The sequence below is a fragment of the Pseudomonas endophytica genome, assembly GCF_001411475.1.
Taxonomy (GTDB): Bacteria; Pseudomonadota; Gammaproteobacteria; order Pseudomonadales; family Pseudomonadaceae; genus Aquipseudomonas; species Aquipseudomonas endophytica.
The window spans coordinates 80,879-105,212 of sequence record NZ_LLWH01000187.1; the positions used below are offsets into that span (position 1 = coordinate 80,879).

Genomic DNA, 24,334 nt, shown 5'->3' on the forward strand with positions numbered 1-24,334 from the left:
TGTTTTTGTGTGCCGCAGTGAGCGCTAGGGCATGCCTTAGGCCATGGCGTTTTCGACGTCATTGGGGTGTTTAGGTATCAACGGGCCTAATACGCGGGCGCCATGTTCCTCGACAACCACGACGTCTTCGATGCGCAGGCCCCCGGCGTGTTGGTAGTCGAAAAAGCGTTGGTAATTGATCAGGCCACTGTGGTGTTTTTCGGCTTGCCAGCGCTGGATCAAGGCCGGGATGAAGTAGATGCCTGGCTCAACGGTCAGGGTCATGTGGCGCTTCAAGACCTTGGCGAGCCGAAGGTTGCGCAGCCCGAAGAGAGGGCTTCTGGACACCTGTGCGTCGTACCCCACGTGGTGTTCACCTAGCGACTCCATGTCATGCACATCAAGGCCGAGCAGATGCCCCAATCCGTGAGGGAAACACAGCGCATAGGCGCCAGAGGCCACGATGTCTTCAGCGCAGCCGTTAAAAAAACCAAGCGCCTTCATGCCCTCGGCCAGTTTTAGTGCGGCGCCTAGATGCACATCCAAATAGCTGATGCCTGGGCAGAGCATGTCGATAGCGTGCTCCTGCACCTCGAGCAGCAAGTCGTATAGCGGGCGTTGATGGGCCAGAAAACGCCCACCCACCGGCAGTGTCCGGGTGACGTCGCTGGCATAACCCAAGGGGCTGTTGGCGCCTGCGTCATTGATCACCAAGTCTCCACTGGCCAAGCAGTTGCCATGGGTGAGGTTATGGAGGATTTCGCCGCGGTTGCTGAACACTGGGGCATAGGCTTCCTGCAAGCCTTCGCGCCCTAGTATCTGGCGCATGTGAGCGACAATTTCGCGCTCGAACACTCCCGGACGTGTCAGGCGCATTGCCAAACGGTGCATCTGTTCGGTGACTTTCAGCGCGCTCTCTATCTCGTGCAGTTCGATGTCTGCCTTGACCTCACGCAAGGCCACCACGGCGTGGATGAGCACGCGTGAGACTTGCCCAGCGATGGCTTCGGGGGTGCGTTGCAACAAGCGTGATAACAGGTGCGTGGTTTCACAGCGGTAAGGCGCTAAAAAATGTAACGGTCGTTCGCCGCGTGTGGCTTTGTTCACGGCTGTCTGTGCGAAGCGTAAAGGTTTGATCTGTTGGCACCCTGAGGCGAGCGCCAAGTGTTCCCATGACGGGGCTTGGCCTTGCCAGATGATCGCGTCAGGGTCGGACTCTTCCTCGACAAACAACGTGTCAACGTCACTCTCGAGTTCAATCAGGCCGAGCAGACCGGGGCGGTTCAGCCCAAAGAAGTAGCTAAAGGTTGCATCCTGGCGAAAGGGGTAGAGGTTGTGGGCAAAATTAATGGGCGATTGGAGATGCCCCGGCAGCAGGACAATCCCTTTGCTTGTGCCCATACGCTGGCGCAGGGCGTTACGCCGTTGGCTATAGACGGAGGACTCGAACATATGGGCCACCTTTGCGAATGATTAAAGGTTCTGCGGCGGATCAATCCTGAACGCCATACACCGCGCGGGCGGTGTCGGCGTCGATGTAGCCGTTTTTCAGGTCTTCACGCACTGCGTCCTTACAGCGCTTAGCGGGTGAGCCGTATCCGCCGCCAGCGCCTGTGCGTACCCGAACCAGATCGCCAGCCTCAAGGCGTATGTTGCTGGCCATGGCATAGCGCTCGTGTTCACCGCTGTGCTTGCGAATCACTTCTACATAGTTCAGCGAGCCGGGTTCTGCGCCCTGTAGGCCCCAAGGTGGGACGACCGAACGTGTGTAGCCGCACGTCATAAAGCTTGCGTCGGAGCGCACGCGATAGTCGATGCAGATACCCCGCCCACCCCGAAATTGGCCGTGGCCGCCAGGCTCGTCATTCAGCGCCATACGTTCGACGTACAGGCCGTATCGGGCCTCACAGATCTCGACCGGGCAGTTGTAGGTTTCGCCATGTAACCCTGAGTACATGGCGTTGTTGCCATCACGGCCCGCTTCTGCGCCCCAGCCGCCGATTTCGGGTTCGACTAAGGTAAACAGGCGCCCGTTATCTGGATTGATGCCGCCAATAATGGTGGCGCACACCGAGGCGAAATTGCCTGCGGGCAGGCGCTCTGGGAACGCCGTGGCTAAACAGCGCAGCAGCAGGTCGTAGACCCGAATCATGTTCTCGAAATAGAAACCCTCGGCGGCGGGCGGCTGTGCATCAAACAGTGATCCGGGGCGCGTTAGTACCTTGAGTGCCCGAAACGTGCCGCCGTTGGTTACGCCTTGAGGCGCGGTCAGCGCTTTGAATGCCATTTGTGCCGCGACCACGGCGCCGTCACGGCTGAGGTTGATAGGGCCTGCGCACTGGTCGGGGTTGTTGCGCAGATCGACTTTAAATTCGCGTGGGCTAATGTCGATGCTGACGTGGAACACGCTGCCGTCGTCCTGTGGCTCACTGAGGCTTAGAGTCGTACAGGGCAACGCGTGTAATGCCTTGAGCGAGATTTTTTCGCCCAAGTCCATGAAGTCGCGCATGGCCTGCAGAAACAGCGCGGCACCGTATTTTTCGGTCAATTGCTGCAAGCGCAGCGCGCCACCACGCACTGCCGCAATGCCAGCCCACAAATCGCCTTCCATGAAGTCCGGCATGCGTGAATTGGCATGCAATATTTGCAACACCGAACGAATCGGCTGACCGCGGCTTATCAGCTTGACTGACGCTAGCCGCAAGCCCTCTTGAAATATATCGACGGCTTCAGTGGACAGCGAACCGGGCACCATGCCGCCCACGTCGTTCCAGTGGGCGATGTTGGCCGTCCATGCCACCAATTGCCCGTTGGCGAACACCGGCATGGCCAACACCACATCATTGAGGTGCGTTACGGCGCCACCCTCGTGTGGGTCGTTGCTGATGAACACGTCTCCGTCTTCGATTTCTTCGGCTTGGTGATGGTGCAGGATTTTTTTGACTGCTTTATCGAGTACGCCTACAAACGCCGGGATGCCAGCCCCTGAGCTAGCGATTTCACCGTGTGCATCGGTGATACCGGTGCCCATATCGAGCACTTCATAAATGATCGGGCTCATCGCGGCTTTGCGCATGGCCGTGAACATTTCATCAGCGATGGCCTGCAAAGCATTCTGAATAATGTCGCGGGTAAAAATGTCGAGGCTGTGCATGCTTACGCTCCGGTGTTATCGAGGGTGATATGCAAGTTGCCTAAGTGATCGACCCGTACGTGATTATTAGGGTGGATCACCACCGTCGTACCCGAGTCCTCAACGATTGCGGGGCCGAAAAAGGTCATGTGTGGCTCAAGCTGGGCATAGTCGTAAAGTGTCGCTTGGTGCACACCCTCGAGGGCAAAGTCGACACAGCGTTGGCCCTTACAGGCAGCTTGCAAGGCGCGGCCGGTGACGGGCAACGCTTCGGGTTTTAAGGTGCCGATGTGCGCTACGGCGATCAGATGAAAGCCGATAATTTCGACCGGGGCTTGCAGGCGGTAGGTGTAGTGCTGTTCGTAAAGCGCGTGAAAACGCTGTTCGATGGCGGGCCAGTGTTCGGCGATAGCTTCTTGATTATTGAGCGCAACTTCGACCGAGTGTTCTTGATTCTGATAACGCAGTTTGGCGTATACCTGCAATTGAACCTGAGCGGGCGCTATGTGCTCAGACACAAACTGCCCGCGGGCCGAGTCCATTAAAGCTTCAAGCGCACACTGAGTGTCAGCCAGCGCTTGGGGGTGTGCTGTATCGACGAAGCGATTGATGAACAGGTCGCGACGCAGGTCAGTCAGGGTCATGCCCCATGCTGAAAACACCGCCGCGCTGCGCGGGATGATAACTTTTTTAACCCCCAGCTCTTGCGCGAGCGCCACCGCGTGCATTGCGCCGCCACCGCCAAATGCCATCAATGTGAGTTCGCGCGGGTCGTGCCCACGGCTCAGCGACACCAGTTTCAGGGCATTGACCATGTTGTCATTGGCCAGCCGCACAATGCCGCGCGCTATCTCGATGGGCGGCAGCTGTAAACGTTCACTCAATAAACCCAAGCCGCGAGCAACCGAGTCTTGGTCGGCGATGAGCTCACCACCGCAAAAGTAGCCCGGGTTGATTCGGCCCAAGGCCAGGTTAGCGTCGGTGGTGGTGATGTGTTCGCCGCCATTGCCATAGGCTGCCGGGCCGGGGAAGGCGCCTGCGGAGTGCGGGCCAACGTGCAATTTGTCAAAGTCGTCGACCCAAGCAATCGAGCCGCCACCGTTGCCGATTTCTACCAGATCCACCACGGGCACCATGATCGGGTAACCGGCGTGGGTGCTGTCGCGCTCAATCCAATAATCGGTTTTTATGGTTACTTGGCCGTCCTGGATCAGGGCGCATTTGGCCGTGGTGCCACCGATGTCCAACCCCAATAGATTGGGCTCATCAATCAGTCGCCCGAGTTCGGCTGCCGCCCAAAAGCCACTGGCAGGCCCGGATTCGACCATGGTGATCGGGGTTTCACGGGCGTGCGCCACGCTGTCTACACCGCAGTTGGACTGCATGATGTACAGCGGCGCTTGATAGCCCGCGGTGCGCAGCCCCGTCTCTAACTGATCAAGATAACGAGCAGTGATCGGTTGCACATAAGCCGACAGGACCGTGGTGCTGGAGCGCTCGTATTCGCGCCACTCGCGGGTAATTTGGTGTGAGGCGACCACTGATACCTCCGGCCACAGCCTGCGGACTTCGGCAAACAGTGCCTGTTCATGTGCCGGATTGGCATAAGCGTGAAGAAGGCAGATGGCCAGCGCTTGGACGCCCTCATTGCGCAGGGTATCGAGCAAGGTGGGTAGCGTTGACAGGTCAAGTGGCTCGCGTTCACGGCCATCGGTGTGCAAACGCCCATTGACCTCATAACGCAGGTAACGAGGTACGAAAGGTGCGGGTTTGACCCATTTCAGGTTGAAGTAATCTGGCCGATTAGCCCGTGCGATTTCTAAGATGTCGCGAAAACCGGTTGTGGTGATCAGCGCGGTTTTGGCGCCACGGCGTTCGGTGAGGGCGTTGATCACGACGGTGGTGCCGTGCGCAAGAAAGTCGACCGCATCCAGTGCCACGTTGGCTTTTTGGATCACGTTGAGTACACCCTCGGCGAAGTGGGGTGCGGTGGTGTCGACCTTGGCCGTACGAATCTGCTGCTGGCCAGTGCGGGTATCCGTTTCGAAATAAACCAGATCCGTGAACGTGCCACCGACATCAGTGGCAACGCGTATGATTTTGCCGTCCATTCCCACAGGGCATCTCCTGTTGTGCATATTGTTGTTGGAGGCAGCGCCGGGCAGGCGACTCATCCGGCGTTGTGCTAGGGGCGATGCTAGTGGGCGGTGTTGGCGGGTGACTACAAGTACCAAGGGTAGGTTGGGCAAGAAGCGTGACGCGAGCTACCCCGATGGGTAGGTGGGTTGTGACGGGCAGAGCATACGATGTGCTGTGTAATGGCTGTCGTCGTTAACCCGTTATGCGGCTGCGATGAGGTCAGTGGCAAGATTAAGAGGTGCCAATGAGCCCTTGGCGCAGGGCCATGCGGATGGCGCGGGTTCGATTGTCGACCGACAGTTTGCTGTAGATGTTTTTCAGGTGGAATTTCACGGTGTTTTCAGACACATCTAGCGCTTGAGCCATGACCTTGTTGGATTGACCACTCGCGAGCAGATTCAAGATTTGAATCTCTTTGGCGCTAAACGCAATGTTTGCCCGCAACGGATGGGCACGCCAACCGCGCAGCCGTGTAATCACGGGTTGCAAGGCGGGCAGTGCCGCTATGTATTGCTCTAGCACGGGCACCAGGCTAGGCCCGACTTCAAGTAGCAGGCCGGGTATGGCGTGATCGCATAAGGCCGTCAACGTGGCGAGCTCGTCGTCTGTCTGTTGCGGGATGTGGGCTTTTTGTCGAGCAACCAAAGCCAGTAACTTCAAGCGCCAACTTGGCAGCAATAAGCCTTTGTTTTGCAGTTGCGTGGCGTCACGTTGCAGACGGTTGAGCGCGGCGTGAGACGCGCCGGTGGCAATCTGCAAGCGGCCAAGTGCCAAACAGGCCGCTTCTTGGTTTCGCCAGTCTTGCGGGTGATCAGCTTGACCTTCAATGTTCGCTTGCAACGCTTGTGTACGGGCTTGGGTGAGTTGCCCGCCTTGCACCAGCGCGTCGACCCGCCAAGCGTTGATCAACTGCTGCAAACGTGGCCAATTGCGCGCGTGAGCGAGCTGCGATACATGCTCAAGCTCAAGCAGTGCGGGCTGTAAACCTTTGGCCCGCAATGTGGTACGCCACGTGACTTCGGCGGTGCCTGCCACAACCTCCAACCAGCCGTCGGCATATTCCAGCGCCGCCCAACCGTCTTTGAGCAGGGGCGTGGCTTGAGGCCAGTCACCTTGCCAATAGAGTTGACGTGCCTTTAAGCAGCCGACAAGAGCCTTTAAGGTGCTTTCACCGCCAAAGTGGTTATGGACAAAAGCCAGCGTGCTCTCGATCAGGGCTTGGGATGCCTGCATTTGCCCGCACAGCGCTAGCAGTTGGGCTTGGTGAATACAGCAGTAGCTTTCGCCGCGGGGGCTGGCAACCAGTTGCATTTGCACCTGTGCGGCGCGGATGCTGTGCAGGGCGCTTGATACATCGCCACGTGTCATTAAGCGCAGGGTGTTTACACATTCCAAGGTAGCTTGAGCGAGCAATTCGTCGGGGTGTATGTAAGGCGCTAAGCCTTGGGGGGCAGGCTGGTGTTCGAAGTGGTCTAAGTACGCATGTGACAGGGTGCGAATGACATAAAAGTCGCGTAGCAAACGCGGTTCTTCGCGCAGCGATTTTTGCGCCAGTTCAAGGCGTTGCGTACACAACGCATGCTCTCCGAGTTTGGCGTGCAAATAGGCTTGTAGCAGTAATAGGTCCGGTGCATTGCGGCGAGTCTGCTCGTCAAACTGTTGCACTAAGCTTTGTGCGTAGCGAATGCCGTGACGCAGTATCAGTGCCCATCCACCCGCCTGCACGACTAAGCGAATGGCCAGGGCTGTGTCTTTAGCCCTCAAAGCGTGCGCCACGGCTTGAACCCAATCGTTGGCTTGCGCCAGCCATTGTGCAGCGGCGCAATGAATACGCCGAGCTTGGGGTGGGCTGACACGCGAGGCCAGAAAGTCACGCAATAGACCGTGACAACGAAACCACTGGCGCTCTGCGTCCAGTGGCATTAATAACGTCTCCAAGTGGCTGAGTTGACTGAGCAACTGTGCGCTGTCGGTGCGTTGGCGTACCGCATCGGCCAACTCGGCGTTGAAACGCTCCAATAGAGAGGTTTCGAGTAGAAAAAGCTGAAGGGGGGCTGAGAGGCTGCCGAGCACTTGTTCGGCCAAATAGTCAGCCACATCGGTGACACATCCCGAAAAAGCCCCTAGCCCATAAATATGTCCCTCATGGCTTTCTCTCCAAAGTCGCGCCAACTGCACCGCCACTGCCCAGCCCTCGGTGGCTCGGTGAATATGTTGCACATCGCCAGCGTCTACCTGGGCGCCGAGAATGCTCTGGGTTTGTTCCTCTGAAAGGCTGAGCGCATGCGCGTCTATTTCTTGTATCCAACCGTTGGTTTTCCAGCGTGCCAACGGCCAAGCGGGACGTGTGCGGCTGGCTACCACCAGCCTTAGCCTGGGCGTTGCGTGCTCAAGCAGTGTGCAGATGAGGTGATCGACCTCCTTGCTGGTCACGCTGTGGTAGTCATCCAGTAGCAGCGTGATCGGTCGCTCGGCTTGAGACAGTGCGTGTATCAAGGCCGTTAGAGTACGCAGCGGTTGAGCGTCGAGCGTTTGAGTGGCAGCCAGATGTGACAAATGCCCCAGCGCCAACCCTGCGCGCTCGAAGGCCAGAATGAGGTAGGCCAAGAAACGATTGGGTTCAGCGTCAGCCTCATCTAGCGAGAGCCAAGCGAGGTGCGCATCCGCCGCTTGAGCCAGTAGGGTTTGGCGCCATTGCATCAGCAGAATGGTCTTGCCGTACCCGGCTGGCGCTACCACCAATAGCAGCGGCTGCGCAGGGTGCTGCTGCAAAGAAGTCAGCAGGGTGCCTCGTACTTTTGACGTCAGCAGTGTGTGCGGGGGCGTTAGCTTACCGATCCAGCACCACGTGCTGACGGCGTTGGACGAGGAGGGATTGCTCATGACGATAAGGCCGACTTCAAGGGCTGAGCGTCTGGAGCTTGTCGCCCGTCCACACGGTCGCCAAGTCAGCGAGTGCCGAATTTAGTGTAAGAATAGGGCTATTACGATTACAGACAATTCTTCAAGGCAACCCACAACCCTGTAGGAGCTGCCGAAGGCTGCGATCTTTTGACGTTAAAGATCAACAGATCGCAGCCTTCGGCAGCTCCTACGGAGGCAGAGCAAGCTCGCTCCTCCAGGGGTTTGTTACGTAGCAGGTTGCAGGGTGTGTTTCTTTTCTGGCCCCGGCACGTCATGTAAGGATATCCGCGAGGTCTCGGGTAACGCTAAGCCACCCGCCAATGCCAGCGCGGCCACGGCGATTAAGTAAAACGCGGGCGAGACATTACTCCCAGTGCTGCTGATTAACCACGTTGCAACCAGTGGCGCAGTCCCCCCGAACAAGGTGTAGGCCATGTTGTAAGTAATGGCCGAGGCGGTGTAGCGAGTGCGTGTAGGGAAGGTTTCGGAGAGTAGGGCGGCGGTCACCACACCACACAATACGGCGCCAACTGCCAACAGCATCACGCCAATAATCGAGGCCGTGAAACTGCCGGAACTGGCCATCAGAAACGACGGGTACACCGCAACAATCAGTAATGCGCAGGCGGTCATCACGGTGACGCGCCGCCCGACACGGTCTGAATACAAGCCGGCCAATGGACAAATGGCAGCGGCGAAAATCAATGCAATCAACGACACCAGCAATGCGCCTGCTCGGCTCAGACCGCCCGCGACTTGTAGGTAGGTGGCGAAGTAGGTGGTGAACATATAGAACGACAACGCCGTCAGGGAGACGAACGCCCCTAGGCAGCAGATTGCTGCGCCGTGGTTGCGCAGCGTTTCTTTGAGCGGGGAGTGGGCCACATCGTGTTCTTGGGCGGCTGTTTGGAAGGTCGGGGTTTCATCCAACTTGCTGCGCATGTACAGACCCACCAGCCCTAGCGGCGCGGCAATCAGAAACGGCACGCGCCAACCCCAGCTGTTCATGGCCTCGACTGACAGTGAAGCTTCTAACGCATAGGCGGCAACTGCGGCTGCGGCGAAGGCGGAAAAGGTCGATACCGGTATAAAGCTGCCATACCAGGCCCTTTTATGATTCGGCGAATGTTCCATCAGAAACGCACAGGCGCCTGCGTACTCGCCGCCCGCCGAGAAGCCTTGGGCGCATCGGATCAAGGTCAACAAAATCGGAGCCATAACCCCGATTGCTGCGTACGTGGGCAGCACACCAATCAGCGTGGTGGCCGCGGCCATCAGCAATATGGTCATGGCCAAGGTGCGCTTACGGCTGATTTTGTCGCCGAGCATGCCGAACACCACCCCGCCCAATGGGCGAAACGCGAAGGCGACAGCAAACACGGCAAAGGTTTTTAGCAGCGCCGCGCTGGCATCTTCACTGGGGAAAAATTGTTGGGCGATGGTCGTCGCTAGAAAGCCATAGACCGCGAAATCAAACCATTCGACAAAATTGCCGATCGACGCCGCGACTATCACTTTTCTCAGGGTTTTAGGGCTGACGTCCGCCGTTGTGGTGCTGGTCATGTGCGCCTCGATGATGGATCAATGATCAACCGATTATCGAGGCGGTTAAGAGAGTGGGGCGCTTCAAAAGTGCCCTCCGCGTAGTCAGGAACGACGCTCGCGTGCGCTGTCATGTGTCAGAAAAATACTGATCAAGGCTCGGATAACCGCCGGCAATGCTTCTAAGTCTCGAACCAGAATGCTTCGCTCACGAACTCGCCAAGGTTCGTCGAGTTCGATGATCTTCAAGCCCATTGTCTGTTGGTGGCGACGCGCTGAAGACTCGGGAATGATGGCCAAGCCTACGCCCGCCTCGACCATGCGGCACATCGCCTCAAAACTGTAGACCTGGATTCGCATGTTTAACGTCTGCCCGCTCAGGGCGACCTGTTCATTTAAAAAGCGCAGCAGGGTGGTGCCTTCGTGTAAGCCAATATGCGGGTAACTTAGCGTCTCGGTCAGTTTGATTTTTTTGCGCTGTGCCAGCGGATGCTCAAGGGGGGTGATCACGATTAACTGGTCGGTGCTGAAGTGGATAACTTGCAGCCCATCAGCCTTGATCGGGCCTGCAATGATGCCTATGTCCGTAGAGCCGTCCATCACGCCACGCACAATGTCACGGCTTAAGCGCTCTTGCAGGTCAACGGTCACACCGGGGCGTTGCGCGAGAAAACCGGCGAGGATTTCGGGTAAAAATTCGGTGGCTGCTGTGGTGTTGGCAAAAATCCTGATGTGCCCACTGGCTTCAGCGCCGTACTCGGTGAACTCGTTTTTCATGTAGTCGACTTGGCGCATGATCACCCGCGCATGCTGCAAAAACAGTTGGCCTGCGGGGGTTAACTCGACGCCACGGCTGTCACGGTAGAGCAGCCGACTGGCGAGGCTTTCTTCCAGATTTTTGATCCTGGCACTGGCGGCGGCGGGCGACATGAACGCCTTGCGCGCGCCTTGGGTCATGCTGGGGGATTCGGCGATCTGAATGAACAGGCGCAGGTCGACTAAATCGAAATGCATGGCGGATTTCCAAAAGCGTGAGTGCGGTGGTGCGGGGTTGGCGTTAAGCAAAACCGAACGCCCCCTTACGAAATCGCAGATTCACAGATCGCTGGCCTTTTGGCAATCATGGCTAAAACAACAAGCCACGGGACATCACCGATGAGCGATAACGCACTTTCCAGCTGGATAGGTCGTACTGAGCAGGTTCATGATCATCTGAGCTTACATTCGGTCACCCGTATCGCCGCAACGTTAGGCGAACGCGTGCCGCAGGTTGGCGAGCCACTGCCAGCACTGTGGCAATGGTGCTTCTTTCAGCCTGCGGTTGAGCAAACTGGTTTAGGCGGTGACGGGCACCCAGCGTTGGGTGGCTTTCTGCCCCCAGCGCACAATCGCAACCGGATGTGGGCGGGTGGGCGTTTTGAGTTTTACGCAGCGCTCAAGGTGGGCAGCGACGCCACGCGAATTTCGACCATCACCAACGTTCAAGAAAAGCACGGTAAGACCGGCTCGCTGCTGTTTGTCACGGTCCAGCATGACTACCTGCAAGACGGGCAATTGGCCATTCGTGAAGAGCAGGACATCGTCTATCGCGAACCAACTCCGCCTAAATTGACAGGTAGCGAGCCTTTACCTGCGGGTACTTGGCAGGAATCCGTAACGCCTGAACCGACCTTGTTGTTCCGCTATTCGGCGGTCACCTTCAATGGCCATCGCATCCACTACGACTGGCCTTATGCGACCCAAGTCGAGGGTTATCCGGGGCTGGTGGTACATGGGCCGCTGATCGCCACGCTGGCTTTGCGCGCCTTTTGCCGGGCCAATCCTGACGCGCGTTTGCGCCGCTTTGCTTATCGCGGTCTTCGCCCGCTGATTGCACCGCAGCCCTTTGTCGTAGGCGGCCGTGTGGTCGCGCAGGGTAAAGCCGAGTTGTGGGCAGGTAATTCAGAGGGCATCGCCCAGCAAGGCGAAGTGACCTTCGACTGACCCGCAGGCAGTGGCATTGAGCTCAATAACGACAATAAGGACCTGACATGAACCCCTCTCAAAACGAAGACTACAACGCTATTCGCGAAGGTGTGCGGGCACTGTGTGCTGAATATCCGGCAGAATACTGGCGCAAAATTGACGAGGAAAAGGGCTTTCCTGAGGCGTTTGTGAAGTCCATGACCGAGGCCGGCTGGTTGTCAGCGATGATCCCTGAAGAGTACGGCGGCTCCGGCTTGGGGCTGGCTGAGGCGTCAGTGATTCTGGAGGAGGTCAACCACTGTGGCGGTAACTCCGGCACGGTGCACGGGCAGATGTACAACATGTTTACCTTGTTGCGCCATGGCAGCGAAGAACAAAAGCGCTACTACTTGCCCAAACTGGCCAGTGGCGAGTTGCGCTTGCAGTCTATGGGGGTGACCGAGCCTACGACCGGTACTGACACCACCAAGATCAAAACCACTGCCGTGCGCAGTGGCGATAAGTATGTGATCAACGGGCAAAAGGTCTGGATCTCACGGGTGCAGCACTCGGACTTGATGATTTTGCTCGCCCGTACCACACCGCTGGCCGAGGTCCAGAGAAAGGCCGACGGCATGTCGATTTTCCTCGTCGACTTGCATCAAGCCATTGGTAACGGTTTGACCGTGCAGCCGATTGCCAACATGGTCAGTCACGAAACCAACGAGCTGTTCTTCGACAACTTAGAAATCCCCGCCAGTAGCCTGATTGGTGAAGAAGGTAAGGGCTTTCGGTACATTCTTGACGGCCTGAACGCCGAGCGCACCTTGATTGCCGCCGAGTGCATCGGTGATGGCCGCTGGTTCAACGAAAAGTCTGCGCAGTACGCCCGTGACCGTGTGGTATTTGGCCGCCCGATTGGTCAGAACCAAGGTGTGCAGTTCCCGATTGCTGAAGCGCATATTGAGCTGGAAGCCGCCGACCTGATGCGCTGGCGCGCCTGTGAGGAGTACGACAGCGGGCGCAATGCCGGGGCCGCGGCCAACATGGCCAAGTACTTGGCCGCCAAGGCCAGTTGGGAAGCGGCTAATGCCTGCTTGCAAACCCACGGCGGATTCGGCTTTGCCAATGAATACGACGTTGAGCGTAAATTTCGCGAAACCCGCCTGTATCAGGTTGCCCCTATTTCTACCAACTTGATTCTGTCCTACGTGGCTGAGCACTTGCTCGAACTGCCGCGCTCTTTCTGAGCACGTTTTGACATCGTCTTTCATGGAGAACGCTGCATGAGTCAGCACACTCAAGCACTCACTGAGTTTTTGGCCGCACTGCACTACCAGCAGTTGCCTGAAACGGTGGTTAGCCGTACCGAAGATTTGTTCCTTGATTGGCTGGGCTCTGCATTAGCCAGCCAAGGCATGCACCCGATTCCGCTGTTCGAGCGCTACGCGGCGAAGATGGGGCCGGGCAGCGGCCCAGCCGGTATTTTGGTCAATGGCCAGTCCAGCTCGGCCTATTTTGCGGCGCTGGTTAATGGTGCCAGCTCGCACTTGGTGGAGCAGGATGACTTGCACAACAGCTCAGTTCTGCACCCAGCGACGGTGGTGTTTCCGGCCGTGTTGGCTGCGGCGCAAGACTTGGGCAAATCGGGCCGCGAGTTGATTGTGGCTGCGGTGGCGGGCTATGAAGCAGGTATTCGCATTGGTGAATTTCTTGGCCGCTCGCATTACCGTATTTTTCATACCACGGCCACGGTCGGCACGCTGGCGGCTGCGGTGGGTGTCGGCAAGTTGATGGGATTCAATCAGCAGCAATTCACGCATGTACTCGGCACTGCCGGTACTCAGGCCGCAGGCTTGTGGGAGTTTTTACGGGATGCGGCAGACTCCAAACAGTTGCACACCGCCAAAGCAGCGGCTGATGGTTTGCTAGCGGCATACATGACGGCTGACGGGCTAAGCGGCGCGAAAAACATTCTTGAAGGCGAGCAAGGTTTGGCCGCAGGCATGTCCAGCGACGCTAACCCAAGCCACTTGTCCCAAGGGCTGGGCGAGCGTTGGGCGCTGGTTGAGACCTCATTCAAGTTCCACGCGTCATGCAGACACACCCACCCGGCGGCCGATGCGTTGCTGGCGTTGCTGCAACAGGAAAATCTGTCTGCGCAAGACATCGCCAGCGTCACTACACGGGTCCATCAGGGCGCCATTGATGTGTTGGGCCGTGTGCAAGTCCCTCAAAGCGTGCATCAAGCCAAGTTTTCGATGGGCACGGTATTGGGGCTGATCGCGGTTTACGGCAAGGCCGGGCTGCCCGAATTTCATCAGTACGCACTGACTGATTCGCGGGTCAGCGACTTCCGCGACAAGGTCAGCATGCTACTTGATGAGGAAGTCGACGCTGCGTATCCACAGCGCTGGCTAGGTCGGGTGGAGGTCACCACGCTTGATGGCCGAACCTTGCAAAGCAGCATTGACGAGCCAAAAGGCGATCCGGGCAATACCCTGAATCGCGCCGAGCTTGAAGACAAGTTTCGTCGTTTGCTGGCTTTCTCCGGTGCGCGCACTGACGAGCAGGCAACCGGCTTGATTGGTTTGGTCTGGGATTTGCGCTATCTAGATGATTTAACTGCGCTGACCCGCATCACCTCGCTAACAGGGAGCGCAGCATGAACGACATCACGGCTAAACCCCGCCCGCTGGACGGCATTACTGTGGTCAGCCTGGAGCATGCGATTGCCGCTCCGTTCTGCACGCGGCAATTGGCCGATCTTGGAGCGCGGGTCATCAAGATCGAGCGCCCAGGTTCGGGTGACTTTGCTCGCGACTATGACGAGCGGGTCAATGGGCTGGCATCACACTTCGTCTGGACTAACCGCTCCAAAGAAAGCCTGACGCTTAACGTCAAACAAAAAGAGGCTGACCAGGTACTCGACAAGCTGTTGAGCACTGCCGATGTGCTGGTGCAAAATTTGGCGCCGGGTGCAGCGCAGCGCATGGGGTTGTCGTTTGCGGACTTACATGAGCGCTTTCCGCGGCTGATTGTTTGCGACATTTCCGGCTACGGCGAAGGCGGACCTTACGAGCAGAAAAAAGCTTACGACCTGCTGATCCAGAGTGAGGGCGGCTTTTTATCCGTCACCGGCGGGCCGGGTGAAGACGAAATGGCCAAAGCCGGATGCTCGATTGCCGACATCGCGGCCGGTATGTACGCCTACACCGGCGTGCTCTCGGCCCTGTTGCTACGGGATAAAACGGGCGAGGGTAGTCGCGTCGATGTGTCGATGCTGGAAAGCCTAGTGGAGTGGATGGGTTACCCGTTGTACTACGCTTACGAGGGCGCGGCGCCTCCGCCGAGAGCAGGGGCGGCGCATGCAACTATTTACCCCTACGGTCCGTTCCCAACAGGTGACGGCGGCACAGTGATGTTGGGCTTGCAGAATGAGCGTGAGTGGCAGCAGTTTTGCGACAAAGTGTTGCTGCAACCTGATCTTGTGAGCGACTCGCGTTTTAATGCCAATGCGCGGCGCTCAGAAAATCGTAACGAGTTGCGAGCGCTGATTGTTGAAGCGTTCGCCAGCATGACCGCTGCTGAGGTGATTGCGCGGCTCGATACAGCGCTGATTGCCAACGCGCATGTCAATGACATGGCAGGCGTGTGGGCGCATCCACAACTTCAAGCGCGTGATCGTTGGCGCGAAGTGGATAGCCCGGCAGGCAAGTTGCCGGCGCTCCTGCCGCCCGGTCAAAACACGGCGTTTGAACCGCGTATGGATGCGGTGCCGGAGCTGGGCCAGCATACCGACAGCCTGCTGGCGGAGTTGGGTTATAAGGCGCAGGACATCCAGCGTCTTCATGAACAAGGAGCGGTGTGAGGTTGACCCCTCACCACGCACTCAAGGAGCGGACTCATGCACACCCCCCTTATTCGTTCAGCGCTGTTTGTACCGGCTACTCGACCGGAACGTATTCCCAAGGCACTGGCCAGTGGTGCCGACGCCGTCATCGTTGACCTTGAGGATGCCGTGGCGGAACACCTCAAGGTTGACGCGCGCAATAACCTTGAGAATTTTTTGCACGCGAACCCAGACACTCACATTCTGGTACGCATCAATGCGCCACAGCATGCTCAGCACGCGGCTGATTTGGCCTTATGTAGCCGTCACCCAGCGGTTATAGCGGTGTTGTTGCCCAAGGCCGAAAGCGCCGCGCAGGTTGAACGGGCAGCGGCGTGCGGCAAGCCGGTCTGGCCGATCATCGAAAGTGCTAAAGGCTTGCTTGAGTTGCCAGCCATCGCCCAGGTCAGTAGGGTTGAACGCCTGAGCTTTGGCGCGCTGGATCTAGGGCTTGATCTTGGCTTAATGAGCGGCACGGCGGCAGCACAACGCATGCTCGATCAAGCTCGCTACAGCATTTTGCTGCACAGCGCGTTGGCCCAGTTATCGCCGCCGTTGGACAGCGTATTCCCGGACATTAAAAACACTGAAGGCATGACCCGCATGGCTGCAGATGCCCGCGATATGGGCTTTGGCGGTCTGCTGTGTATCCATCCCAGCCAGGTTGCACTGATACACGCCGCGTTCAAGCCAAGCCCAGAAGAGTTGGACTGGGCCCAGCGGGTGCTCGCAGAAGTGGCCTCTGGCGGCGGGGTTTACGTGGTCGATGGGCAAATGGTCGATGCGCCAGTAATCGGGCATGCGCGGCAGGTATTGAGTCGGGCAGGCGTGGCGCCTGCTTGAATCCAAAGAAGCACCCACCCAAGGAAAGCAACCCTCAGGTAGCACCCACTATTACCAAACAATAACAACAAGAGGTACACGCTCCATGATTAAACATACCCTCAAGGCTTTGGTCTGCGCCCTGCCACTGTTTGCCGGTCTGGCGAGCGCGGCAGATCCTATTAGTATCAAATTTGCCCACGTGGTCGCCGAACACACGCCCAAGGGGCAAGGCGCCTTACTGTTTAAAAAACTGGCTGAGGAGCGTCTGCCAGGTCAAGTTAAGGTCGAGGTGTACCCGAACTCCTCGTTGTTCGGTGACGGTAAAGAAATGGAAGCGCTGTTACTGGGTGACGTGCAGTTACTGGCACCGTCATTGGCTAAATTTGAGCACTACTCCAAGCCGATTCAGATTTTTGACCTGCCGTTTCTATTCAACGATATCAATGCGCTCGACCGCTTCCAGCAGAGCCCCGAAGGTCAGGGGCTGCTCAAGTCGATGGAAAGCAAAGGCATTACCGGGCTTGGTTATTGGCACAACGGCATGAAGCAGTTGTCTGCCAACAAGGCGTTGCACGAGCCAAAAGATGCCCGGGGTTTGAAGTTCCGGGTTCAGGCCTCAGCCGTGCTGGATGAGCAGTTCAAAGCGCTACGTGCGGCCCCCCGTAAAATGAGTTTTGCCGAGGTCTATCAGGGCCTACAGACAGGCGTCGTTAACGGCACCGAGAACACCTGGTCGAACTATGAAAGCCAGAAAGTGAATGAGGTTCAGAAGTACTTCACTGAGTCCGATCATGGCGCCATCGACTACATGGTGATCACCAATACCAAGTTCTGGGACGGCCTACCCGAGAATGTCCGTACCACACTGGACGAGGTCATGGCTGAGGTCACTGTCGAGGTGAACAAGCAGGCCGAGGCGTTGAACCAAGCGTCCAAGAAAAAAATTATTGAGTCGGGCACCAGCGAAGTTATCACCCTCACGCCTGAGCAGCGTGAACAATGGCGTGAAGCCATGCGCCCAGTCTGGAAGAAGTTTGAAAAAGACATCGGTGTTGACCTGATAAAAGCAGCAGAGCAATCCAACCAAAGCAGTTAAGACCTGAAGTGCCGCGCATTATCGTCTGTTCGATGACTCGCGGCAGGGTCAAGGCGACAGCGGCAGACCTGCGGGTCTGTCGCACCTTGACATCACTGGTTTTAGTCGTCGCTTTGCGACCTGCTTTTCAAGGGAGATAGCCCATGCACGCCTTTTTTCGTGTCTGGAATCGGGTTGAAGAAATACTGGTGGCGTTCCTGCTTGCGGGGATGACGCTGGTGACTTTTTTGTACGTTGTGTTCAACAACCTTTACGGCGTTTTTTACTCTTTGGGCGATTCTCTGCCCTTTGCCAACGACCTGATGTTCAGCATCGGCGATGGCATTTTGTATGTCGCTCAGGAGATGACCTGGAGTGTGGCGCTGACCAAGGCCATGTTCGGCTGGCTGATCTTTGTGGGGCTGGCGTGGGGCGTGCGCATTGGGGCGCACATTGGTATCGACTTGCTGGTGCGTCAGTTCAGCCCCGAAAACCAGCGCCGCGTGGCCTTGCTTGCCCTGGTGATCTGCCTAGGTTATTGCGCGCTGATGGCCTACTCCAGCGAACAGTGGGTCGCAACCTTATACAGCGTTGGCACCAGTGCTGAAGACCTCGACCGTTTCGGTATCAAGCAGTGGCAGATCGTGATGATCGTGCCGATTGGCTTTGCGCTGATGTTCCTGCGTTTTCTGCAAGTGTTCATCCGTGTTGTCCAAGGCAAGCAGCAAGGCTTGGGCTTGCACAGTGAAGTGGACGATGCCGTCAAACTGGCTGAAAACGACACGTCGGAGACCGTCAAATGACTATCAGTTTTCTATTTGTCGCTCTGTTCGTGCTGATGTTTATCGGCATTCCTGTGGCGATTTCCCTGGGGTTGTCCGGGGCCATGACCATCCTGTTCTTCAGTAACGACTCGGTTCGTTCGCTGGCGATCAAGCTCTTCGAAACCAGTGAGCATTACACGCTGCTGGCCATTCCGTTCTTTCTGCTGTCGGGCGCATTCATGACCAGCGGTGGCGTGGCGCGCCGTCTGATCGACTTTGCTAATGCCTGTGTTGGCCATATCAAGGGTGGCTTGGCCATTGCCGCGATCATGGCCTGCATGTTGTTTGCGGCCCTGAGCGGCTCGTCACCGGCGACCGTTGCCGCTGTGGGTTCTATTGTGATCGCCGGGATGGTGCGCTCTGGGTACAAACAGGAGTTTGCTGCCGGTATCGTCTGTAACGCAGGCACCTTAGGTATCTTGATTCCGCCGTCGATTGTGATGGTGGTCTACGCCACCGCCACCGAAACCTCGGTGGGCAAGCTGTTTATGGCCGGTGTTGTGCCGGGGCTGTTGCTGGGGGTGGTGTTGATGATCACCATCTACATCTTGGCCCGGGTTAAAAACATGCCCTCGCTGCCGCGTGCCTCGTTCAAAGAGATCCTCGCGGCAGGCCGTAAAGCAGGCTGGGGCCTGATGCTGATCGTGATTATTCTTGGTGGCATTTACTCGGGCATGTTTACCCCCACTGAAGCGGCTGCCGTGGCGGCGGTGTATGCGGCCTTTGTGGCGATCTTTATCTACAAGGACATGACCATTCGCGAATGCCCGAAGGTCATTGTCGAGGCGGGCAAGCTCAGTGTGGTACTGATGTTTATCATCGCCAACGCCATGCTCTTCGCCCACGTACTGACCACAGAGCAGATTCCGCAGTCGATTACCGCGTGGGTGGTTGAACAGGGCTTTACCCCGATTGAGTTTCTGCTGGTGGTGAACGTCGTGTTGCTGGTGGCAGGCACCTTTATGGAGCCGTCAGCGATCATCTTGATTCTGGCGCCGATCCTCTTTCCGATTGCCATGCAACTGGGCATCGACCCGATTCACTTGGGCATCATCATGGTGGTGAACATGGAGATCGGATTGATCACACCGCCAACCGGCCTCAACTTGTTTGTGACATCGGCCGTTACGGGCATGCCGTTAACACGCGTGGTGCGCGCCGTCTCGCCGTGGCTGCTGGTGATGTTGGCGTTCTTGATCTTGGTCACGTACGTGCCGTTTGTGTCTCTGGCACTGCCAAACTGGCTCGGGATGTAAACGCTGCTGTTGGGGTCAAAGGGTCTGTACGCGAAACCGTGCAGGCCCTTTTTAAGTTGAGGGCCCACTGTTTACAGTGAGTGCTTGAAAGGAGGATCTATGCAAAAAATCACCATTATGGCGGCGCTGGCGTTGTTGGTGGGATGTTCTGCCACTCAGCCGGATACGGCTCCAGTTCACGATACTCATGCGTGCATGAGCTACAGGTCGATGATGACCGCGCCTATGGCGCCGGACGCGATGCAGCGTTTGAGGCTGGCGTGCGAGCAGTCTAGGCAGTGAAGGGAGGTGGTCGCGAGGATTGCGGAGCAATCTCACTATTTGCGGAGCAAAAAAACAAAGGGCCTGCGCGCTGAAAGCGTGCAAGCCCTTGATTTGTTTGGTGCCCGAAGCCGGAATCGAACCGGCACGTCCTTTCGAACGGGGGATTTTAAGTCCAAGAATAAACCGTTAAAAATCAATGGGATGTAGGTTAATTCGTTCCGCAGGAAGGTAGATTAAACCGGCCTGAGAGCCTTTGTTTTCAAGGGGGTAAATTTAATTGCGGAACGAATTTTCTACTTGGTTGGCATAACTTTAAGGCCTTTGCGGCGGCGGATGTATTGTTCTGTCATGCCTACGGTTGTGTGTCCTAACTGGTCCCGCGCATCCCTGATGCTTCCGGTAGCTTCTTCTTTGTCAGTTGCAGCTTTTGCGCGAAGATCGCGCATTTGAAATGCTGACTTTTCAATTCCGGCCTTCATCCTGGCCGCGTCAAATCGCCCCCTCAGCATGCTTGCTGTCATAGGCTGCCCGTTGTCCATGACGACAAGCCGGGTAGATCTAATCTTGTGCCCTTTCTTCCTTTCCAATATCCGATCGATGACAGCCTTTAACTCTCCAACAACTTCAATCCTCCGCTTGGCACCGGTTTTGCCCTGCTGAATAAGAAGCTGGTCATCCAGAATGTGGCGTTCATCCATCTTCAAAGTGTCGCCAATCCTTTGGGCTGTCAGGTAAAACAAATCCAGTGCATCCTTAAGCGGCTGGTCAGCATGGAGATAAACAGCAGCAAGCATATCGTCCTCAACGTAAGTGTCTCGCCCCGTTTCTTTGTTTCCCTTGATGCCTGCGCACGGATTTGCGAGTGAGGTATATCCGCTTTGCCGCGCAAAGTTCCAGATAGCACTGAGCAGAGCTTTCTCCCTATTTGCTCTGACTTTTGCAGTTTTTGAGCGGTATCGCAGGTACTGCACGATATGTTTCGGCTCGATTGCTTCCAAAGGTCCTGGCGGATCGTTGAAGAAGATCAGCAGCTGCTTCAATTCGCGGGCATTGTCCTTTTGCGTTGCCGGTGACTTGGTAGGTACGACCTCGTCCATATACTTGTTAGCAACGTATTCAAAAGTAAGTACTTGCGCAGCTATTGCGTTCGATGCACGACTTTTCTCAAGCCTGGCGTATTCAACAATGGCTGCGCCGTAATCGGAGCCCAGAGCGATTTCTTTGCGCGGCTTTCCTCCAGCGTCATAAAAGTAATAGATCCGCCCGCCCGGGCGGATGCGCTTGCGGAACCGAGGGATACTTCCAGGGTTCGTCGGTTTACGCGCCATGCTTACATCGCCTTCCTAGGTTGCCACTCTGTGGTTTCAGGCTTCTTTTCGGAAGGGCTTGCCAGGATCGCGGCAGAAACAACACACGGCCATCCATTACGCTTGATGGTGTGACGGATACCGTTCCTTTTAAGTACCATCACTTGTCCTGCCTTTGTTTTCGCACCTGTTAGAGTGCAGACTTCTTCATGTGACAGAAAATTAATACCGTCCATAGATACCTCCCGCCGCCCTATACAGGCTGCGTTGTATTGATGATGCGAGTGTTAGGGATGATGCCGCGCTGGGCGGCAGAAGGTGGTTTAGCGCTTTGCGGGGAACCATTCGGCGTCGTATTCGAACTGGGTAACTTGCGCGGGGCTGATGTGCGGCACATTTCGCTCAAAGTTTATGTATCCGAAAGGCTTCTCAATCCAGTTGACGGCTTCCGAAACAAGGCTCTCCCTGTAAATTCTGATTAGGTGGTCGGCTGCTTTTTCATAGTCTTCTTCGCGGTAGTAAGCATCGATGATGCCGCTGCGACAGACTTGCCACACGGTGCGCTTCGGGGAGTCCTCAGCGGCTTTGATTTTTTTATCCACGGCTTCGCGGGCGTAACGCAACTGGTCCAAGGTGAGCGTTTCCACCCAGGCATCAGTGCCGACGCTTAGTTTGTGGCCGTATTCGCACTTAATTTCAGGCATAGGAAATCCTCGCCCGCCGGTCACCAGCAGGCTGGTTGAGTTGTAAAGTTTGGGTTTACAGCTGACGGGGAAGCGCAGACCGCAACTTGTCTGTAAGGCGGTCAATTCTTGCTAGACCGATCTCCCCGTGCATCTTGCTGCGGGAGCATTGAGATGAGGATGCATGGGCATGCAGTAGCGCGCGGCACTCACATAAGGCATCAAGCGATAACTGCAGTAAGTCTTCAAACTCGCTTATCCGATGCTTCAATTCATCTGCATATCGAACAGCGTTGAAGTCAGGAACCGGCTTGCCTGACATTCGATGTGCGAGCATAAGCCAGACTAAATCGTATTCAGGCCAATCAGCCTCAACCACAACGCTTTCAACAATTGCGTCTTTTTGAATGGCTCGCAGATATGCCGCTTCTCGAGCGGGTAGGCGGCTGAGTTTCAGTACGATGTAGCGTTCTTCGCGCTGGAATTCACTCATGATTCTTCTCCCGCGCCCGACGCTCAACTGATTCTGCCTGGCGCAGCTTGCTGCATTTGGTGTGATCGCCGTGGGCGCGTGATCTGTTGCATTGATCACAGATAGTTTGTAGATCCAGCGGACGCATGGGTGCGCCGCGTAACCGGACGGTTCGGCGTAGTGCGGTCATGGCGTAACCTCGCGACGTGCCCACCAGCAGGCCGGGCCGTCGTCAGTGTCGTGAATGGCCAGGCAGAACCAGCCTTCGCCATCAGGCTGATCCGGCTCCCAGTAGCTGCAGTCCGGATCGCCGGCTTCAAAATAACGATCAGCAATTGCTTGATCCGCGTATTCGATGCTGACCATGGCCACTTCTAACGCCTGCTCGGCAACCCAGGCTTTCACCTTGTCTCCGTCGCCCTCGTCGAAATCGGGCATGTCGGGGTGAGCAAACATGCCGTTTTCGTCGCGCCCGACTGGGGCCGGTTGGATCAATTTGATTTCTTCAGGCATGACTCATCCTCGGCCGCTATAGCGGCTGGCTTTAAATGGGGGGATGGAGGGGCTTACGGGTAGTTCTTGCTGATGCGCTTGGCGATGACTTCAAGTTGTACGGCCATACCCCACATGGCGTTGTTGTTTCGGCCTGGCGCAACTTGCTGCATTTGGTGTGGTTGCCGTGGGCGCGTGATTTGTTGCATTGATCGCAGATGGTTTGCAGGTCTGGCGGGCGCCACGCTTGAGTTGCAGCCTCAATGTCGGAGCAAATAGAGCCGTAGGTGATACTCATGGGATTACCTATTTATACTGGCTCTGTCAAAGTACTGTGCTTTGAATGGGGGGTAGGAATGGTGATGGAGACGATGATGCTAGGGGTTTATAAGATCCCAGAAATAACAATAAACTCTGGCATTGATTGGCTAGGGATATGTGGGATCGTCCTAACAGCGCTCATCGTTGTGCTAGGCACTTGGACGACAATCAAGAATTTCAAAAATACAACTCTCTCCCAGGAGGCTGTTGCTGAGGCAACATCCAACAGGCAGTTTGTTCATATCAAAGCGGAAAATGTCGCTAAGAATAGGCAAGAGTGGATAAACGGGTTGCGTTCGGAAATATCAAATTTTATATCTGCATGCTTTGATGTTCGTTCCGTCTATCTGAATCAGAGCAGGCCTACCGGTCTAGTTCCTGAGCTGTTTGAAGACTTTGTCACGGTTGAGAACCTTGAGAGGGAGTTGAAATCCAAGTTGATCGCGGCTCAGGGTGAAGCAAGGAGATGTCTCTCCTTAATTGAGTTATATATAAATCCAGAAGAGCAAGCGTCAATAGATTTGGTGAAAACAGCTCAAGAAATTTTTCATCGCGCGGGAGACACCTCTTTTAATTTAACTTGGGAGTGTGATGACCTTGTGAAGATTGCCCAAGGGATATTGAAGTGCGAGTGGGAGCGAGTTAAGCAGATGGTTTAGAGTTCAGTCGCCACAGAAGCAGTCAATTGCCTCGTTCTGGTCGGCGAACATATCGAATTGGGTGTCGGAGTAGTTGATCATTTTCTATAAGCTGATTCAGCCTCCGCAATAGCCTGAGTCGCACTGGGCAGGGAACATCTCCATTTGGTCGCGTGGCCTGGGTGCTGCTGCCCATTGCACGACAGCGCGGATGCCTACGGCACCTTTGCGGCGCGCCGTGCGAAACATAACCCGGGGCTTTCCTCTCTTGGTGAAGCCCAGGTCTTTCTCGGTGATATCGATTAGCCGTATCCGATCCTCGGAAAGTAGCCGGATGTCATCGATATTCGCGTTGATGCACGGGTAGCACTCAAGTGATCGGTGAGGTAGAACATCAAACCCGGCCCGATGCAGTAGAGCGTCACGCATCTCATCTGTGTGCCGCACCAGGGGCTGCCAAAGATCCCGACCGTCATGCCGCTCCGATTCGTCAACGTGCTCCGGTGCGTCTGAGCGATGTTTGCTTTCGCTGCGCCGCACCCCGGTCATTGCTGTAGCCTCTTTGCCTGGGTCGTTGGCGTCGAGCCATTCCAAAGCTGGAAGCACCTTCAGCTCGGCGGTGCACAATTTGCCCTGGCCGCCAG

Annotated in this window: 22 protein-coding genes; 10 read left to right on the forward strand and 12 right to left on the reverse strand. The window is 56.4% G+C overall.

Features of this window, described 5'->3' with window-relative positions; genetic code table 11:
* Positions 1-36 precede the first annotated feature (36 nt).
* From AQS70_RS16410 to AQS70_RS16435, 6 genes are all read right to left on the reverse strand, one after another.
* Positions 37-1,431, reverse strand: coding sequence for an aminopeptidase P family protein (locus tag AQS70_RS16410; RefSeq protein WP_055103817.1), 1,395 nt, complete (start codon positions 1,429-1,431; stop codon positions 37-39).
* Between the two features lie 40 nt (positions 1,432-1,471).
* Entirely contained in the window at positions 1,472-3,133 is a 1,662-nt protein-coding gene (locus AQS70_RS16415; RefSeq protein ID WP_055103818.1) for a hydantoinase B/oxoprolinase family protein, read from the reverse strand.
* A 2-nt stretch (positions 3,134-3,135) separates the two neighbouring features.
* Entirely contained in the window at positions 3,136-5,223 is a 2,088-nt protein-coding gene (locus AQS70_RS16420) for a hydantoinase/oxoprolinase family protein (protein ID WP_055103819.1), read from the reverse strand.
* Between the two features lie 259 nt (positions 5,224-5,482).
* Positions 5,483-8,134, reverse strand: a complete 2,652-nt coding sequence (locus tag AQS70_RS16425) for a winged helix-turn-helix domain-containing protein (protein ID WP_082428134.1) — start codon at positions 8,132-8,134, stop codon at positions 5,483-5,485.
* A gap of 246 nt (positions 8,135-8,380) precedes the next feature.
* The gene (locus tag AQS70_RS16430) at positions 8,381-9,718 is read right to left on the reverse strand and encodes an MFS transporter (RefSeq protein ID WP_055103820.1); all 1,338 of its coding nucleotides are present in this window, start codon (positions 9,716-9,718) and stop codon (positions 8,381-8,383) included.
* A gap of 84 nt (positions 9,719-9,802) precedes the next feature.
* The gene (locus AQS70_RS16435) at positions 9,803-10,711 is read right to left on the reverse strand and encodes a LysR family transcriptional regulator (protein WP_055103821.1); all 909 of its coding nucleotides are present in this window, start codon (positions 10,709-10,711) and stop codon (positions 9,803-9,805) included.
* A gap of 141 nt (positions 10,712-10,852) precedes the next feature.
* Here AQS70_RS16435 and AQS70_RS16440 point away from each other — a divergent pair, with 141 nt between their 5' ends.
* From AQS70_RS16440 to AQS70_RS16480, 9 genes are all read left to right on the forward strand, one after another.
* Entirely contained in the window at positions 10,853-11,680 is an 828-nt protein-coding gene (locus AQS70_RS16440) for an HTD2 family dehydratase (RefSeq protein ID WP_055103822.1), read from the forward strand.
* Positions 11,681-11,727: 47 nt separating this feature from the next.
* Complete coding sequence (locus AQS70_RS16445; protein ID WP_055103823.1) at positions 11,728-12,891, forward strand: acyl-CoA dehydrogenase family protein; 1,164 nt, start codon at positions 11,728-11,730, stop codon at positions 12,889-12,891.
* Positions 12,892-12,927: 36 nt separating this feature from the next.
* Positions 12,928-14,310: an MmgE/PrpD family protein gene (locus AQS70_RS16450; protein WP_055103824.1), complete on the forward strand. Its 1,383-nt coding sequence runs from the start codon at positions 12,928-12,930 to the stop codon at positions 14,308-14,310.
* Positions 14,307-15,512 carry a CaiB/BaiF CoA transferase family protein gene (locus tag AQS70_RS16455; RefSeq protein WP_055103825.1) on the forward strand — a complete coding sequence of 402 codons (1,206 nt, stop codon included), beginning with the start codon at positions 14,307-14,309 and terminating at the stop codon, positions 15,510-15,512. Before AQS70_RS16450 ends, AQS70_RS16455 begins: the two co-directional genes overlap by 4 nt.
* Positions 15,513-15,548: 36 nt before the next feature.
* Positions 15,549-16,376 carry an HpcH/HpaI aldolase/citrate lyase family protein gene (locus AQS70_RS16460; protein WP_055103826.1) on the forward strand — a complete coding sequence of 276 codons (828 nt, stop codon included), beginning with the start codon at positions 15,549-15,551 and terminating at the stop codon, positions 16,374-16,376.
* 85 nt (positions 16,377-16,461) lie between these two features.
* Complete coding sequence (locus AQS70_RS16465; protein ID WP_055103827.1) at positions 16,462-17,454, forward strand: TRAP transporter substrate-binding protein; 993 nt, start codon at positions 16,462-16,464, stop codon at positions 17,452-17,454.
* 143 nt (positions 17,455-17,597) lie between these two features.
* On the forward strand, positions 17,598-18,236 hold the full coding sequence (locus AQS70_RS16470) for a TRAP transporter small permease (protein ID WP_055103828.1): 639 nt from the start codon (positions 17,598-17,600) through the stop codon (positions 18,234-18,236).
* A complete protein-coding gene (dctM, locus tag AQS70_RS16475) occupies positions 18,233-19,513 on the forward strand; it encodes a C4-dicarboxylate TRAP transporter large permease protein DctM (protein WP_055103829.1) in 1,281 nt (426 codons plus the stop codon). Before AQS70_RS16470 ends, dctM begins: the two co-directional genes overlap by 4 nt.
* 99 nt (positions 19,514-19,612) lie before the next feature.
* Positions 19,613-19,795 carry a hypothetical protein gene (locus tag AQS70_RS16480; protein WP_055103830.1) on the forward strand — a complete coding sequence of 61 codons (183 nt, stop codon included), beginning with the start codon at positions 19,613-19,615 and terminating at the stop codon, positions 19,793-19,795.
* Positions 19,796-20,070: 275 nt separating this feature from the next.
* On the opposite strand, the gene AQS70_RS16485 is transcribed toward AQS70_RS16480, so the two are convergent.
* The 5 genes from AQS70_RS16485 to AQS70_RS16505 form a co-directional block, all read right to left on the reverse strand.
* Positions 20,071-21,105 carry a site-specific integrase gene (locus AQS70_RS16485; protein ID WP_055103831.1) on the reverse strand — a complete coding sequence of 345 codons (1,035 nt, stop codon included), beginning with the start codon at positions 21,103-21,105 and terminating at the stop codon, positions 20,071-20,073.
* 2 nt (positions 21,106-21,107) lie between these two features.
* Positions 21,108-21,320 carry a DUF4224 domain-containing protein gene (locus AQS70_RS16490; protein WP_055103832.1) on the reverse strand — a complete coding sequence of 71 codons (213 nt, stop codon included), beginning with the start codon at positions 21,318-21,320 and terminating at the stop codon, positions 21,108-21,110.
* Between the two features lie 87 nt (positions 21,321-21,407).
* Positions 21,408-21,788 carry a hypothetical protein gene (locus tag AQS70_RS16495; protein WP_055103833.1) on the reverse strand — a complete coding sequence of 127 codons (381 nt, stop codon included), beginning with the start codon at positions 21,786-21,788 and terminating at the stop codon, positions 21,408-21,410.
* Between the two features lie 55 nt (positions 21,789-21,843).
* Complete coding sequence (locus AQS70_RS16500) at positions 21,844-22,260, reverse strand: hypothetical protein (RefSeq protein WP_055103834.1); 417 nt, start codon at positions 22,258-22,260, stop codon at positions 21,844-21,846.
* A 165-nt stretch (positions 22,261-22,425) separates the two neighbouring features.
* The gene (locus tag AQS70_RS16505) at positions 22,426-22,752 is read right to left on the reverse strand and encodes a hypothetical protein (protein WP_055103835.1); all 327 of its coding nucleotides are present in this window, start codon (positions 22,750-22,752) and stop codon (positions 22,426-22,428) included.
* Between the two features lie 275 nt (positions 22,753-23,027).
* Between AQS70_RS16505 and AQS70_RS16510 the strand changes: the two genes are divergently transcribed.
* The gene (locus AQS70_RS16510) at positions 23,028-23,711 is read left to right on the forward strand and encodes a hypothetical protein (protein WP_156355182.1); all 684 of its coding nucleotides are present in this window, start codon (positions 23,028-23,030) and stop codon (positions 23,709-23,711) included.
* Positions 23,712-23,807: 96 nt separating this feature from the next.
* Here AQS70_RS16510 and AQS70_RS23950 read toward each other — a convergent pair.
* On the reverse strand, positions 23,808-24,334 hold a 527-nt coding region (locus tag AQS70_RS23950; RefSeq protein WP_206542148.1), incomplete at its 5' end, for a hypothetical protein.